Source organism: Pseudomonas sp. R15(2017) (assembly GCF_002112685.1).
Taxonomy (GTDB): Bacteria; Pseudomonadota; Gammaproteobacteria; order Pseudomonadales; family Pseudomonadaceae; genus Aquipseudomonas; species Aquipseudomonas glycinae.
In genome coordinates, this window is record NZ_NEII01000006.1 from 300004 (window position 1) to 315219 (window position 15216).

The window sequence follows — 15216 nt, forward strand, 5'->3', positions numbered from 1 at the left end:
CGTGTTGGCCTTATCCCGGCGCACGCTCGTTGGCAAACATGCTCACCGCTTCCACGGCTTCGCTGGCGCCGTCCCGAATCTGCAGAATCACCGTACCGGCCTGATCCGCCAGCTCCACGCCTTGCGCCGCTCGACCACGGGTGCCGTCCATGCTCTTGATCGCCTGACGGGTTTCGGTCTGGATCAGGCTGATCATGTTGGAAATTTCCGCAGTGGAGCCGCTGGTGCGCGCTGCCAACTGCCGCACTTCATCGGCCACCACGGCAAAACCGCGACCCTGTTCGCCGGCTCGGGCGGCTTCGATTGCAGCGTTCAGGGCCAAAAGATTGGTCTGATCGGCAATCGCGCGGATGGTGTTGACGATGGCAGTGATCTGCTCGGAGCGTTCGCCGAGTTGCGCGATGAGGGTTGAGGATTCGGCAATGTCGTCGGCAATCTCGCGCATTTCACTGGCGGCTTGCTGAATCACTTGCGTACCTTGCTCGGCGACTTTTCGGGTGGCCACCGAGATGTGATAGGCGGCGCTGGCACTGCGCGCATCCTGCTCGTGCTGTTCGACCCGGGCGGTCACGTCCGACGCGAACTTCACCACTTTGCACAAGCGGCCGGCGGCGTCGTAGACCGGGTTGTAATTGGCTTCAAGCCATACGGTCTGACCACGTTTGTCGACGCGTTCGAACTGGCCCTGAAACAGTTCGCCCTGATTCAACCGGCGCCAGAAATCCTGGTAGGCGCTGCTGTTGACCAGTTGCGCGGGGCAGAACAAGCGGTGATGTTTGCCTTTGAGTTCGGCAAGGGTGTAACCCATGCGCGTCAGGAAATTCTGATTGGCGGTGAGAATATTGCCGTCGAGATCGAATTCGATCACCGCCATGGCGCGGTCGATCGCCTGCAATTTCGCATTGGCTTCGCTTTCCTGCTGCACTTTCGCGGTGACATCCATGGCGTACTTGACCACTTTCACTACGCGGCCCGAGTCATCCTTGATCGGGTTATAGCTGGCTTCGAGCCAGATCGGTCGGCCCTGACTGTCGATGCGTTCAAAGGTGCCGGACTGGAATTGGCCGCTTTTCAATCGCGACCATAATTCGGTGTACTGATTGCCACGGGCAAACTCTGGAGAACAGAAATGGCGATGAGGCTGCCCGACCACCTGTTCGCGGGTGTAACCCATGGTTTTCAGGAAGTTGTCGTTGGCGCGCAGAACGACACCGTCGACATCGAATTCGATCACTGCCATGGAGCGGTTGATCGCTTCCAACAGGCCGGCTTGTTGGTTGATGGTGTTTTGAAGATCGACGAGGGCGGTCTTGTGACGATTGAAAATCATGCTCGTGGCACTCTGGAAATAGGGCTGAAGGTGGGGTCCCTGTTTCCGCGTCAGCCAGCCAGATAGCTCGATGGCTGGAAGCAGTGTGCCAGCATCCTGGCTGGCGGATTAACTTATACAAAACTTTATAAACTTGTACAAGAAATCGATTTTTCTCAATTTTGTACAAGTTTTTTCAGGCGGGTGATCGGCTCAACGCTACGCTGATTGTGTTACGTCCCGTGTGCTTGGCCGTGTACAACGCCTTGTCGGAATCTTCGAACCACTCAAGGGCGTCGGCGTAAGAGGTTTGATAGCGAGCAAGCCCGATACTCAGGCTGACCCGCAGCTCGGAAACGTCGGGATGGCGGTATCGATCCAGTGCCTGACGCAGTTGCTCCATCAGCGCTTCAGCCTTGCTCAGGGGCAGGTTGGGCAGGATCACGCAGAATTCATCGCCACCGTAACGCCCGGCCAGCTTGCTTTCGTCGAGTACGAATTTCAGCTCATGGCTTAACTGCCGCAGCACCGCGTCGCCGACGATGTGCCCGTAACTGTCGTTGATCGACTTGAAATGATCGATGTCGATCAGCGCCAGGATGGCTTGGGAATTGTGCTGCCGGCACTGTTGGAACTTGAGGTGCAGCAGGTCTTTCCAGGCGCCGTGGTTGAGCAGTCCGGTCAGGCTGTCGGTACGGCTCAGGGCGCTCAGGGTGCGTTTGTGTTCGGCGAGTTTGATCGCCAACCGGTAGCAAACCATTCCCAAAGCCAGCGGATAAAGGGTCAGCATTGGCAGGCAGGCCAAGACCTGAGTCTGTGTAGCCGTCAGGGTGAAATGGACGCCGAACACTGACCAGCCCAGCAGCACGCCGATCACCTGGGCGAGGGCGCCCAGCCAGAACAGGCGCACGCCACCGGCGGCCACGTTGTTCATGGTCATCATCGACAGAATGGTCACGGTGGTCAGCGGATTGAACTGGAAACAGGCGGTCCAGAAACCACCGAATACCGAATCATAGAGCAGGTTGCGACGTTCGGCGCGATACGGAAAGGCCGAGCGGGTCGACCATTGATAGGCCACATGCGGCCAGAGAAAGCCGTTAAACAGCAACACGGCCCAGAGCCAGGACGGCATGTTCAACGGATACAGCGCGGCACCCACACTGAAGAAGCCGATGCCTAATCCGATGGCCCGCGGCAAGTAAATGCGCCTGGCGAATGACAAACCTTTGCCGCGTTGGTTTTCCATGATGTTCTACGCCAGATTCATTCTGAAACACTTTGCAGTGTAATTCTGCAGACAGACCGTTCATCGGCCAATGACAGACATTGTCATTTATTCCAGCGGGAAAATTCAGTGTCCTTGTGAGCCATTTACCATGGCGCAGGCCTGAGCTAGAGCTGATAGCAGGTCAGGAACATATCGAGTGCAGAGTCGACCACGGCATTTTGCGTAGTGCTGTCGAGCGAGGGTTGGCCCAGGGAGATCTGTGGCCAGAAGGCAAAGGTTTTCAGCAGCCCTTGCACTTGATGGGCGGCGAACGCCGGATCGACCGGTTTCAATCGACCATCCGCCTGGGCGGCGCGAATCCACACAGTCACGCTTTCCTCACGTTCGCCCATGCGCGCCACCATGTTCTGCGCGCGCTCTGGCGAATGGATCGCCGCCGCGATGGCGACACGGGCCAGATTCATGAAATTGTCGTCCGCCATCATTTGCAGTTTGGCCAGCAGCATGGTTCGCAATTGATCGCGCAATGGCTGATCGGGCTGATACGAGACGGTTTGCTCGGTGCTGATCCGTGCCCACAACTGGTTGAGAATTTCGGCGAACAGCTCTTCCTTGCTCGGAAAATGGTTGTACACCGTACGCTTTGACACCCCCGCCGTGGCCGCGATCTTGTCCATGCTGGTGACCTCGAAACCGTTGGTACGAAATTCGGTGATCGCAGCCTGGATGATGGCTTCGCGTTTACGGTCAGTGAGGCGCTGAGGAGCTGTCATAAATTCGATTCGGCAGAAAAAGGGTGAAGTTACACTCGGCAGTTTACTTGTCATCGGGTTTGATGCAACCTAGAAAGTACACCGGTCAGTGTAATGTTGCGTTAATCGGTGCAATCTAAAACCCGATGTCCGGCTGATGCGTGCGTGCCTTGGCCATTTATCGTCCCACCGTGGAAAGCCGTGAATTGCGCGGTGTTTCCGGAGTCATTCAGTCATGGCCAAATCAAATTCTCCCGCGGTTAGTCCAGCACCTGAAGCTTCGCGCCAGGCCGAAGGGACTTTCCGCAACCACGCGCCGGTGCAGCGCGAAGGATTGCGCAAGATGCTGCGCATCATGTGGAACATGATCTTCCACAAGCCGCGCAACACCCGTCCTGCGTCGGCCATCCCAGTGCAGCCAATGACCCGCGCCGACCTGATCGCGGCTCCCAACCACAGTGTTTATCGCCTCGGCCATTCGACCTTGCTGCTCAAGCTGCAAGACAAATTCTGGATAACCGATCCGGTGTTTGCCGAGCGCGCCTCGCCGGTGCAATGGGCCGGGCCGAAACGCTTTCACCAGCCACCGATCAGCATCGATGAATTACCGCCGATCGAAGCGGTGATCCTGTCGCATAACCACTACGACCACCTCGACTATGAAGCGGTGCTGAAACTGGCGGACAAGGTCAACGTGTTCCTGACCCCGCTGGGCGTCGGTGACACCCTGATCAAATGGGGCATCGATGGCAGCAAGATCCGCCAGTTCGACTGGTGGCAGGGCACCGAAGTCGCCGGCATCCGCTTCATCGCCACCCCGTCGCAGCACTTTTCCGGGCGGGGCCTGTTCGATAGCAACCAGACGCTGTGGGCATCCTGGGTCATCATCGACGGTGACAAACGCATCTTCTTCAGCGGCGACAGCGGCTACTTCGACGGTTTTAAACGCATTGGTGAAGAGTACGGACCGTTCGACCTGACGCTGATGGAAACCGGCGCCTACAACGTCGAGTGGCCTCACGTGCACATGCAACCTGAAGAAACGTTGCAGGCTCACCTCGACCTCAAGGGCCGCTGGCTGTTTCCGATCCACAACGGCACGTTCGATCTGGCGATGCACGCCTGGCATGAGCCGTTCGACCGCATTCTTGCGCTGGCATGGGAACGCAGCGTGTCGATCACCACGCCGAGAATGGGCGAGGCTTTTAACCTGATGCAACCGCAGCGTGGGGACGCGTGGTGGTTGGAAATGGAACAAGAGATGTCAGAAAAAGGGAGCATTGCTTGTAGCGGCTACAAGGCTGGGTGAGTTTTCCTACCGGTACTGGTTCTTGTTGCTGACAGCCGATTCCTGCGGCTTCGGTAGGCTTGGTCGCGAGTGAAATGACTCACTCGTGATTGGCTTAAACAAGGATTAGAAAATGAAATTCCGCTTTAAGGGCAGACAGAATGCGCTCGCGCAGGCCTTCCTGCTTTCGCTCACCAGCAGCGGCGCCTTCGCGGCGCCCTCCAGCGCACCCCTTGAGTACGCAAGCGCCAGCGAGCTGAGTGCAATGATGGTCAGCAACGAACTGACTTCAGTCGCGCTGGTTCAGCACTTCATCACACGCATTGCGGATCTGGACAAGCAAGGTCCGACCCTCAATGCCATTATCGAAATGAATTCCCAGGCTCTCGACATCGCAGCCGCGATGGACGAAGAGCGTGCGCAAGGCAAGATCCGTGGGCCGCTGCACGGTATTCCCGTGCTGCTGAAAGACAACTTCAATACCGCCGACAACATGCAAACCAGTGCAGGCTCACTGGCCATGGTCGGGCAACCGGCGGCTCAAGATGCGTTCACGGTTAAACAACTGCGCGATGCCGGCGCCATCCTGCTGGGCAAGGCCAACATGAGCGAGTGGTCGGGGATGCGGGACTTGTCACTGCCCTTGGGGTGGAGCGGGCGCGGTGGTCAGGGGAAAAATCCTCATGTCCTCAGCGAAAGTACTTGTGGTTCCAGTTCAGGTTCGGCGGCAGCGGTTGCCGCAGGGCTCGCTCCACTGGCTCTGGGAACTGAAACCAACGGCTCGATCAGTTGCCCGGCGTCGGCCAATGGTGTGGTTGGCGTCAAACCGACGCTCGGATTGTTCAGCCGCTCCGGCATCGTGCCTATCACCCGCTTGCAAGACACGCCGGGCACAATGACCCGAACCGTGCGGGATGCCGCACTGTTGTTCAACGTCATACAAGGCGTTGATGCCTCTGACAGTGCCACTGCTGACGCGCCCACTGGCGTCGACTACACCGCATTGCTCTCCAGTGAAGCGCTGCAAGGCAAACGGATCGGTTATCCGATTGCATACACCGGATCCCACGCTACGGTACTGAACCCGAGTCTGGAGATGCTTGCTGCAATGGCCACGCTGGAAGAGCAAGGCGCTACGCTGGTCCCGCTGACTGTGCGTCTGCCAGACATCGATGACTACATTAACGGTCTGATGGGCGCGATGAAGCATGAGCTGCCCGAATATCTCGCCAGCCGCCAAGGCTTGCCGATTGACTCCTTGCAGGCACTGATAGATTTCAACCAAGCCAACCCCGTTGACGATTCATTCGGCCAGCAGACGCTTGAGGCCATCAATGCATCGGCGCTTTCCCGCCAAGAGTCGAGCACACTGCTTGCTACTATCAGTCAGAACTTCAAAGACGCTATCGATGAGCAGGTGCGTGAGCACAATCTGGATGCGCTGTTCGCCGAAGCGGACGGCTTTTCCCAGTTCTCCGCCGCCACCGCAGGCTACCCGGCAATCACCTTGCCCTCGGGCATGAACGATGACGCCACGCCGACCTCAGTGACCTTCTACGGCCAGCAGTGGAGCGAGCCACAGTTGTTTGCCATGGCGTACAGCTACGAACAGGCTTCGATGGAATTGCGTCATCCGGGGTTCAAGGAGTAAACACCCTGTTGGCGTGCGTTGTCTTCGACTATTTAAAGCACTGCCGTATCAAGCGAACACCACCTCAATTCGGCCCTCTTTGCGAGAGCGGGGGGCCGGTTTGACCACAATCTGCACATCGCGGCCGAGGTGGGAAAGGCATTCCATCATCTTGGCCTCACTGATGCCGCGGAATTTTCCTCTCAGCATTTCGGATAGCTTGGGTTGTGATAACCCCAAGATTTCAGAAGCTTGAGATTGAGTGAGATGACGCGCTTTGATGATTTCACCGATCTTTGCGGCGAGTTGAGACTTGACCTGCATTTCACTGGCGTCGGGCAAGCCGAGGTCTTGATAGACGTTGCCGCTGCCTTCTTCGATTTCAATCATTTCTAAGTTCCTTTCGCGTGGTCCTGAGCGGCTTGAAGTCTCTTTCGGATCAGATCGACATCGCACTGCGCGGTCTTTATACCGGTGGTCGACTTTTTCTGAAAACAATGCAGGACGTAAATCGCATTGCCAAAACGGACCGTGTAAACGGCGCGGTAGGTATTCGTATCAAAGTCCTCAATCAACTCGAGGACACCCGCGCCTCCAAACCCCTTCAGAGGTTTTGCATTTGGATGTCTGAGACCGCTTTGGGCCAAATCCAGTGCGTAACCAAAAACATCCTGTACATCAGTGGGCATCTGTTTGAGATCTTTCTTGCTACTGCTAACCCACAAGAGTGGCTTCCTTGTACTCATGCGAAAATATACCTATATTGGGATAATCTCAATCAATTGGTTCAGTCAGCCATCGCATAATCTCCATGACTCGCTGATTCCGGCATCGCACCTCCGACATTCCCCCCACGACCCGGCGCAAACCCCGGGAAGAACACCAACCCCTGCGCCTCAAACCGATAGGTCAACGCCAGCCGCACCGCATCCGCCACGTCCTGCTGCGCTTCGAATCGCTGAATGTCGTCTACTGAAACCTTGGCCTCTCGCGACAACTGTTCAACGCTCCAGCCCAACATTCCTCTGGCCTGGACGCAATGGGTCGGGGTGAACTGGAAAAGGGCGATACGTTCGAGGATGAGGTTCATCGCTGAAGAGGCCATGGTGTGCTCCGGGCTCGAGAGTGCTGATGGAAAATGTACTGTGTTTTTGTACAGTTGTTTTCGGCCGGGATCAAACGCATTTTTTGATTTGCCCTAGTTCGCCGCCTCCAACCAGACGGACGGTGCCTGACCGAGGATCCGGCGGAACATCGTCGAGAACGCCGCCGGGCTGTCATAGCCGAAATCCAGGGCAATCCGCGTCACCGCCTCACCCGCCGCCAGCCGTGCCAGCGCCAGTACCACGCAGGCGCGCTGGCGCCATTGACTGAAACTCAGGCCGGTCTGTAGACGAAACAATCTGTTGAAGGTGCGCAAGCTTACGTGCAGCTGATCGGCCCATTGCTGGGGGGATTGATGGGCATTCGGCTGATGCAGAAAGGTCTGACACAGTTCGAGCAGTCGTCCGTCAGAAGGCAGCGGGATATGCAACGGTAACGGTGCACTGCGCACCAATTCATGCAGCAACAGATCGATCAGCACGCCGTCGCGCCCGGTCAGGTCATAGGTCTGCGGCGACTCCACGGCTTCCATCAGCAAATGCCGCATCAACGGCGACACTCTGATCACCTGACAACGCTCACCCAGATCCACCGCCCCCGGTTCGATATACAAACTGCGCGTGCTGACCCCCAGCATCAACACCTCATGCGCCACCCCCGGCGGAATCCATACCGCCCGCTGCGGCGGCACCACCCAGTTGCCATCATGCGTGCTGACCTGCATCACCCCGGTCGCGCCGTACAACAATTGCGCCCGCCGATGCGTATGACGTGGCAACAGATAGCCGTGGGAATAATCCGTACCGATCGCCACCACCGGGCGCGGCGTGTCATCCAGCAGATTGATCGAAACATTGCGCATCGAGCGGCACCCAGCAGTTGGCGTAAGCGCAAACATTATTGGCTGACTTGCTGAAGCAGGCCAAGCGCTGCGGCTCTATCGTCGACCGCTCCCAACCAACGGACGACGCGCCATGTTCTACCTTCTGCTGACACTTTTCGGCTGCCTGACCGGCGTCACTGCCGTGCTCTTCGGCTTCGGCGGCGGCTTCGTCGTCGTGCCGCTGCTGTATCGCATGCTCACCGCGAGCCACGGCGCCGACGACCCGATTAGCCAATCCGCCATGCACATCGCCGTCGCCACCTCGACCTGCGTGATGATCGTCAACGCACTGGTCGCAACCGACAAACACCGCCGCGCCGGCAACCTCATCCGTGATTACCTGTGGCCCTTGGGCGGATTCATCGGATTGGGCGCGGTCGTCGGCGCAATTGCCGCGGTGTGGGTCAGCGGCGAAGTCATTCGTTATGCCTTCATCGCCTACCTCGGCGTGACGATTGTCGATTGCCTGCTGCGACGCGGATTTCTTACGCAATCCGAAGGCGTCATCCCACGGCGACTGGGAACGGTGGAAACTTCTGGCGGCGGTGTAGGCATCGGCGCCATCGCAACCTTCCTCGGTGTAGGAGGAAGCGTCATGACCGTGCCGTTGTTACGGCGTTGCGGGTTGAGCATGTCCCAGGCGACGTCCATGGCCAATCCGCTGAGCGTGCCCGTGGCGCTGGCGGGGACGCTGACGTACATGATGTTGGCGGGGTACAGCGAGACAGAACTCGGGCCATGGTTTATCGGCTATGTGGATCTGCTGGCGTTTGCGGTGCTGACACTGGGCTCGATGCTGGGGATTCGACTGGCCACGCCGTGGATCGGGCGGATACCGGATCGGGTGCATGCTTGGGTTTATATTGGATTGTTGGTTATTGTGATGTTGGGAATGTCGGCGAGGTAGTTCGCAAGTCGACAGTCCATCAATCGACCACTTCCAGTATTTATTAGAGATCAAGGATGCTGATCTTCAATTGCACCGAAGCTGCCAGCAAGTTCTTCAGTCGTGTCCACCAAGGCAAAAAAATCACCCCGGTGGATTTCGCCCCGCCATCATCAACCATCGAAGATGATGAGATGGACAGTGCTGTCGAACAGTGGCTGGTGCATGCGATCACTGTGCAACGAAAGCATGTACTGTTCGCCATGCATATCAAGACTCGCTATTGCATGGTTTTCGCCGACATGAAAAAGGCCGATCTGGATGCATTTGTGGGGCAATTCGCTGATCGCTGGTTCAACGGTGTAATGCTTCATGCAACCCATCACGGGCTCTCCGAGTGGATTGATATCGAACCGTTGATTGAGCGATTCCAGTGGATGTGTCGACCGCAGCAGTTCTATCGCCGCAGCCATCGCAGCGCACAAAAACACATCGATGAAATTGCCTGGGTCTTCCAGGACAAGGCCGCAGGAACCGGTTGTTTACCGCCTGATGAAGTCGCAGCCATGGTGTTCGACGCGCAGATGAACGACACCCCGAGAAACAGTAAGGGCACAAAGGGTTATTACTACCCGGATGAGGAGATGACCGTTCATTGGCTTCGTCGTTATTGCGCTCTGGATGAGGACGAAGTTCAAGCGGCAAAGACGCGCCGCAAGCAAGTGTATCGGGAGATCGCAGCAGCTGAGCACGAAGCCTGGCTGAAGGAATACAACCGACAAAACTCGATTACTTAAACAACCCCCGCCATAATCCGCCCCGATTTTTCCAGCGCCGGCACCCACGTCCCGGCGCGACCTCCGACTCACTCAGGGATCGATCCATGCTCAAGGGACTGTTGCGCCTGGCGCCATATGCCGCCGCGTTGTTTTCACTGCTTTCCACCGCTCAGGCTGACGACGGCAGGCGTGTGTTCACCGGCACGCTGGGCAAGACGCCGATTGTGGTTGAGCTCAACACCCAGCAGCAGGACGAGGTAACAGATTGCCTTGTTTACCGTGGAATCCGGCCTGCCGAAAGATGACCTGCAGCGGGTCAACCAACAGTTGCTCGGGCGCTTGTGGAGCGAAGTCATCAGCTATCACGGCTGCCAGTTGCAGGGCGGGGAGAACGTCGAGTTCATGCAGCAAACCCAACCGCAACTGATCTCGCCAGCCGTGGTCAGCCTGAACATCTCGACCAGCTATTACTGCGGCGGCGCGCATCCGGACTTCGGCGATTCGCCGCTGAACATCGACGTGAACACCGGCCATCCGTTGTCGCTGGAAGATGTGTTGTGGGTAGGCGAGGGCAAACCACTACTGCACGCCGAGCGCGATAGTCTGGGCGATCAGCCGCTGAGCGAAAAAGAAAGTGCAGCGCGCTCGACTTACCAGCGCGAAGTGCTGGTGCCGTGGCTGATAAAACAACTCACCGCGCTCTACCCAGATGAAATGAAGAAACCGGCGGAGGGCGATGAGGACAGTTGCGACTACACCGATGAAAGCATCTGGGGTTATCCGTCCTGGCACTTCACTCCGAAAGGCCTGTACCTGGGCGCCTACTTCGCCCGCGTCGCCCGCGCCTGCGATGCGCCGGACTGGTCAGTCCTGCCGTACTCCCTGATCAAACAACACCCCGGCGCCGTCCAACTGCAACTGCCCCAAAACTAACCATCACGCCAGACCCGGCGCTTCACGAATGATGAAGTGATCCAGGTTCTCGATATTGGCATTGAAGACCTCGAAAGGCTTTTCGGGGTTCTTCTTGCCCGGCACCTGCTTCAACTCCGGCGTCACGCCATAAAAGAAGCAGAACAACTCCTTATCACTGTCGATCGCGTGCTTGATCTCTTCCAGAAACGCCTTGCGCTTGCGGTAGTTGTCGATCAGCTTTTTGTTGAGATAGACACTGACCGGATAAGGCTTCTTCTTGCTGTCCTCCGGCTTCTTGAACCAGACCTTGTCCTCGAAATCGATCCGGAAACTGGCGCTGTGAAAGTCCTCGATCTTCTTGATCCGGCCCCAGTAAATCAGCCCCTTGTTGTCCATCAAATACTCAATCTTCTTGAAGAACGAACTGTACGGCGCCGTATGTTCGCCAATCTTCAACGGCATGCGCTTGAGCAAATCCTTGTCCGCGAAGTTCGACACAAAACACTCCACGGGGTGAGCGAAAACACTGGTCTTATCCGGCGCCGTCTCACGACTCGGCGATTCTTTTGAGGGGATAGCCGCCACCCGCACCGGATCATCCCGCAACACATCCGCCGTCCCCGCTGGCGCAGCAGGGTTGCGCACATACTCACGGCGCGTCAGCAACAACTCCGACGGGAAATGGTCCTCCCGCCCGTCATCCGTTTCCCCATCCGCCGCCTCAACCCCTGACGCCGACGTTTTCACACTCACATACGGACAACCCGCCACATGCTGCGTACCGGGCAGATTCTTGAAGTGCGGCGTGCGCACGTAATTCACATTCTTGGCGTTGAACGTACCCAATTCGTTGGAAGCATCGAACGCCGAACGACAGGCGTCGTTGGGGCACTGGAAATGCTCCTTCGCAGAATCGAACGCCACCGTCTCATCGAAATTGAGATCGCGAACGTCATAGATCGACAACTTGTCGTCGAGGCTGAGGCAGTAGGCGAGGTCGAATTTCATGGTGGGGCTCGGGTCCTTGAGTGGGGGGAGGGGTATTATCCCCGATGGGTTGTGAAGCTGCCCCAAAACGGACAACTGGGTGAACGCGTTCTAACTGGCTGACTGCCAAATACCTTGTAGCTATTCAGCCTCTAACCCCTCGACGCTCCTATAAAACTTAGCAGTGAACTCTTCTTTGTCGCTCGAGTAATGGCAACGTCGATGGCAGTTCGGGCAGAGGGCTACTGCGTTGCTCGTACGGTCTGTCCCCCCGTTAACGAGATGTTTCAGATGATGAACTTCAAGAAAAGGTTTGCCATCAGCATCTTGGAATGGCGCTTTTTGGCCACACCCTTCGCAAATACCTTGAGAACGTTTCAGAACCCATTTTTTCACATTTAATTTGCGCGAAAGCCTAACTACCGTCGCGCTAGTCTGCTTCGGGTTGAGTACACCCGGGGGCGCATCATTCAATTCAGGTGCGGAAGGTTCGATCAGCCGGAATCGAGTCAGCTGAGTGCCTCTTCGTGAGCTGTTTCGTATCGCTTCCATGTCTTTTTTAGCCAGGATCTCTTTGATACGCGTAATGACACCGGAGCCGAGATTCTTCGCCGAAACATAGCCTGTAATTCTCGGCAGTCCCAATAAATCCATCACAGCAGAGATGTTCTGCATGCGGTACTCGACTGACGAGGCACTGCGTTTGCTCAGCGGGCCTTTTCGCAAGAGTCGATTCTCGTCCGCTTTATTGAATGGCTGATTTTGTTGTTCAAGAACCAGCATTTTTAGATAAGCGTCTACAGAAGCTTCTAGCTCCTCATCACTCCAGCCAGTTTTTTCTTTCGAAGTGTCCATACAGTCGCCGAGGGTTGAAAACCCTCGGACGATACTGAGTGGCCACCACAGCTGTCTACGAAAATTCCTACAGAAAATATCGACGGATCTTGCAAGGTCCTACGACCACCATCACTAGCCCATCGAATGCTTTGAAGCCTGAAACACCTGCACAACCTTTCTCCACCAAGGCTTCCCCTGTGTCCGTCGTTGCGTCTGATCGTTCAGCAGATAAGGCATATCCCGCAGTCGAATCCAGCCTTCATCCTGCCAATGAAGCAAGCTCAACGACATCTCCGGCCAATCCAACAAACTCAACATCGGTCGTTCCGAATGTCCTGAGTGCTCTGCATCGCGCAAGGCCGGCACCACTTGCAGAGTCAACCACTCTCGCAACAACCGGTTCCCCGGAACGTAGTGGTACACAAGCAGCGCATACACACCTGATTCGCTGAGCATCAATTGCTTTTCGGGTTGCCGAAAATACTCAATCCACAAAACGCGACGTTGATCCTTATCTAGCTTGTTGACCATGCGTTCGCACAGATGGAACCCCATCAAGCGGCCGACATCGCGGGCGCAGAACCACGTTTGGTTTTCGAGTAGAAGGGCGTGTAGTGCGAGGTTGTGACGCGAGAAGACTGTTACAGAAAAAGGATCGGGCATATCCATTACCTCTACGTTCAGAATTTTGGAGGGCCTGGCCCCAACGTAGAGTGGACTTAAGAAATCCCAACGAGCGAGGCAGCTCCACTGACGGCATATGCGTCTGTGTGACTGATCAAGCTTTCTACGTTGGGTGTTTCTTAGGCACCTGCAATTGAGCTTAGAGGTGCTTGCAGTTGGCTTCAATGCGAAGCGGCTGTAAGTGCTGTAGGAGATTGAGCGCTGCAATGTAGGGATGGAAAAGGACTACCAGCCGCCCATAAAAAAGCCCCGATCAAATCGGGGCTTTTTGCTTTCTCAATTCGACGACTCAAGCAGCAATCGTCAAATCGTGGCGAGCGAGATGATTAGTCCCAGCTCAGAGCACCACCAGTTTGGTATTCGATCACACGAGTCTCAAAGAAATTCTTCTCTTTCTTCAAGTCCATGATCTCGCTCATCCAAGGGAACGGGTTAGTCGTCCCTGGGTACTCTTCCTTCAAACCAATCTGGCTCAAACGACGGTTAGCGATGAACTTCAGGTAGTCCTCCATCATCGCTGCGTTCATGCCCAGTACGCCACGAGGCATGGTGTCGCGGGCGTATTCGATTTCCAGCTGGGTGCCTTGCAGAATCATTTGCGAGGCTTCTTCCTTCATTTCGGCATCCCACAGGTGTGGGTTTTCGATTTTGATCTGGTTGATCACGTCGATGCCGAAGTTCAGGTGCATGGATTCGTCGCGCAGGATGTACTGGAACTGCTCGGCGACGCCGGTCATTTTGTTGCGGCGGCCCATGGAGAGGATCTGGGTGAAGCCGCAGTAGAAGAAGATGCCTTCCAGAACGCAGTAGTAGGCGATCAGGTTGCGCAGCAGCTCTTTGTCGGTTTCGACGGTGCCGGTGTTGAATTCCGGGTCGGAGATGGCGCGGGTGTATTTCAGGCCCCAGGCGGCTTTTTTCGCGACCGACGGGATCTCGTGGTACATGTTGAAGATCTCGCCTTCATCCATGCCCAGCGATTCGATGCAGTACTGGTAGGCGTGGGTGTGGATCGCCTCTTCGAACGCCTGGCGCAGGATGTACTGGCGGCATTCCGGGTTGGTGATCAGGCGGTACACGGCCAGGGCCAGGTTGTTGGCAACCAGGGAGTCGGCAGTGGAGAAGAAGCCGAGGTTGCGCATCACGATGCGGCGCTCGTCGTCGGTCAGGCCTTCCGGGTTTTTCCAGAGGGCGATGTCGGCGGTCATGTTGACTTCTTGCGGCATCCAGTGGTTTGCGCAGCCGTCCAGGTATTTCTGCCAGGCCCAGTCGTACTTGAATGGCACGAGCTGGTTGAGGTCGGCGCGGCAGTTGATCATGCGCTTTTCGTCAACGGCGACACGGGCGGCGGAGCCTTCGAGTTCGGCGAGGCCTTCGGCGACGTCGAGGGAATCCAGTGCAGCCTTGGCGCGGGCCACGGCGGCCGAGTCTTCGGCGGTCACGGCGCGGGCTTCGAGGGCGGCGGCACCGCCGGCGCTGTCGAGGCGGTCCATGTTGGCTTCGCTAGCGTGGCCGGCGTTGGCGCCTTTCACTGCTGCTACTTCACTGTCTTCTTTGTCGAATTCGTCCCAGCTCAGCATGACGTGTCGTCTCCTGCGTGAGGGCCTGTGCCCGTGTGAAAACTGATTGTTGGTTTTTCACACGGCCGTACAGGCCGCGTTGGATGTCGTTTTTTGCAGCGGTGCTACGCAGGCAATAAACAGAAAATTTTTACGGGTTTCCGAGAGCCTCTGACGGGCGCAGGTCAGCGTTGTCGCTGCTGCGGGGCTTCAGAATGGCTTTGATCCCTGTAAGGGAATATTGCTGACCCGATTAGGGCGGCATTATAGGGAAAAAAACACGGGCGTGGGGGAGGGCGAAACAGCGCAGGGCGGTCGAGCGCGCGGGTGATTTCGATCGGAGCGAGGGTTTACAGGGCTTTCGCCGGGATTGGC

Annotated in this window: 15 protein-coding genes and 2 pseudogenes; 5 read left to right on the forward strand and 12 right to left on the reverse strand. The window is 56.7% G+C overall.

Annotated elements, in window-relative coordinates; translation table 11 throughout:
• Positions 1-10: 10 nt before the first annotated feature.
• From CAF77_RS29745 to CAF77_RS14900, 4 genes and pseudogenes are all read right to left on the reverse strand, one after another.
• Positions 11-571, reverse strand: a complete 561-nt coding sequence (locus CAF77_RS29745; protein ID WP_371915540.1) for a methyl-accepting chemotaxis protein — start codon at positions 569-571, stop codon at positions 11-13.
• Positions 557-1330 (reverse strand): annotated as a pseudogene (locus CAF77_RS29750) (PAS domain-containing protein); the annotation flags it as partial. The gene CAF77_RS29745 and the pseudogene CAF77_RS29750, both read right to left, overlap by 15 nt.
• Before the next feature lie 175 nt (positions 1331-1505).
• Entirely contained in the window at positions 1506-2558 is a 1053-nt protein-coding gene (locus CAF77_RS14895; protein ID WP_064383652.1) for a diguanylate cyclase, read from the reverse strand.
• A 146-nt stretch (positions 2559-2704) separates the two neighbouring features.
• Positions 2705-3313 carry a TetR/AcrR family transcriptional regulator gene (locus CAF77_RS14900; protein ID WP_064383649.1) on the reverse strand — a complete coding sequence of 203 codons (609 nt, stop codon included), beginning with the start codon at positions 3311-3313 and terminating at the stop codon, positions 2705-2707.
• A gap of 214 nt (positions 3314-3527) precedes the next feature.
• On the opposite strand from CAF77_RS14900, the gene CAF77_RS14905 reads away from it, so the two are divergent.
• A complete protein-coding gene (locus CAF77_RS14905) occupies positions 3528-4601 on the forward strand; it encodes an MBL fold metallo-hydrolase (RefSeq protein ID WP_064383648.1) in 1074 nt (357 codons plus the stop codon).
• A gap of 112 nt (positions 4602-4713) precedes the next feature.
• On the forward strand, positions 4714-6231 hold the full coding sequence (locus tag CAF77_RS14910) for an amidase family protein (RefSeq protein ID WP_085654858.1): 1518 nt from the start codon (positions 4714-4716) through the stop codon (positions 6229-6231).
• A gap of 48 nt (positions 6232-6279) precedes the next feature.
• Here CAF77_RS14910 and CAF77_RS14915 read toward each other — a convergent pair whose 3' ends face one another.
• From CAF77_RS14915 to CAF77_RS14930, 4 genes are all read right to left on the reverse strand, one after another.
• Positions 6280-6600 carry a helix-turn-helix domain-containing protein gene (locus CAF77_RS14915; protein ID WP_039773303.1) on the reverse strand — a complete coding sequence of 107 codons (321 nt, stop codon included), beginning with the start codon at positions 6598-6600 and terminating at the stop codon, positions 6280-6282.
• 2 nt (positions 6601-6602) lie between these two features.
• Positions 6603-6956 (reverse strand): type II toxin-antitoxin system RelE/ParE family toxin, encoded by a 354-nt coding sequence (locus CAF77_RS14920; RefSeq protein WP_085654860.1) that lies wholly within the window; start codon positions 6954-6956, stop codon positions 6603-6605.
• 41 nt (positions 6957-6997) lie between these two features.
• The gene (locus tag CAF77_RS14925) at positions 6998-7315 is read right to left on the reverse strand and encodes a hypothetical protein (RefSeq protein WP_085654862.1); all 318 of its coding nucleotides are present in this window, start codon (positions 7313-7315) and stop codon (positions 6998-7000) included.
• A 93-nt stretch (positions 7316-7408) separates the two neighbouring features.
• The gene (locus CAF77_RS14930) at positions 7409-8176 is read right to left on the reverse strand and encodes a helix-turn-helix domain-containing protein (RefSeq protein WP_085654864.1); all 768 of its coding nucleotides are present in this window, start codon (positions 8174-8176) and stop codon (positions 7409-7411) included.
• Positions 8177-8288: 112 nt separating this feature from the next.
• Here CAF77_RS14930 and CAF77_RS14935 point away from each other — a divergent pair, with 112 nt between their 5' ends.
• The 3 genes and pseudogenes from CAF77_RS14935 (at position 8289) to CAF77_RS14945 (ending at position 10795) form a co-directional block, all read left to right on the forward strand.
• Positions 8289-9104 (forward strand): sulfite exporter TauE/SafE family protein, encoded by an 816-nt coding sequence (locus tag CAF77_RS14935; protein ID WP_085654866.1) that lies wholly within the window; start codon positions 8289-8291, stop codon positions 9102-9104.
• Between the two features lie 56 nt (positions 9105-9160).
• Positions 9161-9880: a hypothetical protein gene (locus CAF77_RS14940; RefSeq protein ID WP_085654869.1), complete on the forward strand. Its 720-nt coding sequence runs from the start codon at positions 9161-9163 to the stop codon at positions 9878-9880.
• An 86-nt stretch (positions 9881-9966) separates the two neighbouring features.
• Positions 9967-10795: pseudogene (locus CAF77_RS14945) on the forward strand (hypothetical protein).
• Between the two features lie 3 nt (positions 10796-10798).
• Here CAF77_RS14945 and CAF77_RS14950 read toward each other — a convergent pair.
• The 4 genes from CAF77_RS14950 to CAF77_RS14965 form a co-directional block, all read right to left on the reverse strand.
• The gene (locus CAF77_RS14950) at positions 10799-11785 is read right to left on the reverse strand and encodes a hypothetical protein (RefSeq protein WP_085654871.1); all 987 of its coding nucleotides are present in this window, start codon (positions 11783-11785) and stop codon (positions 10799-10801) included.
• A gap of 120 nt (positions 11786-11905) precedes the next feature.
• The gene (locus tag CAF77_RS14955; protein WP_085654873.1) at positions 11906-12619 is read right to left on the reverse strand and encodes an HNH endonuclease; all 714 of its coding nucleotides are present in this window, start codon (positions 12617-12619) and stop codon (positions 11906-11908) included.
• 114 nt (positions 12620-12733) lie between these two features.
• Positions 12734-13264: a Bro-N domain-containing protein gene (locus CAF77_RS14960; protein ID WP_085654904.1), complete on the reverse strand. Its 531-nt coding sequence runs from the start codon at positions 13262-13264 to the stop codon at positions 12734-12736.
• Between the two features lie 347 nt (positions 13265-13611).
• A complete protein-coding gene (locus CAF77_RS14965; protein WP_007951068.1) occupies positions 13612-14862 on the reverse strand; it encodes a ribonucleotide-diphosphate reductase subunit beta in 1251 nt (416 codons plus the stop codon).
• Positions 14863-15216: the final 354 nt, after the last annotated feature.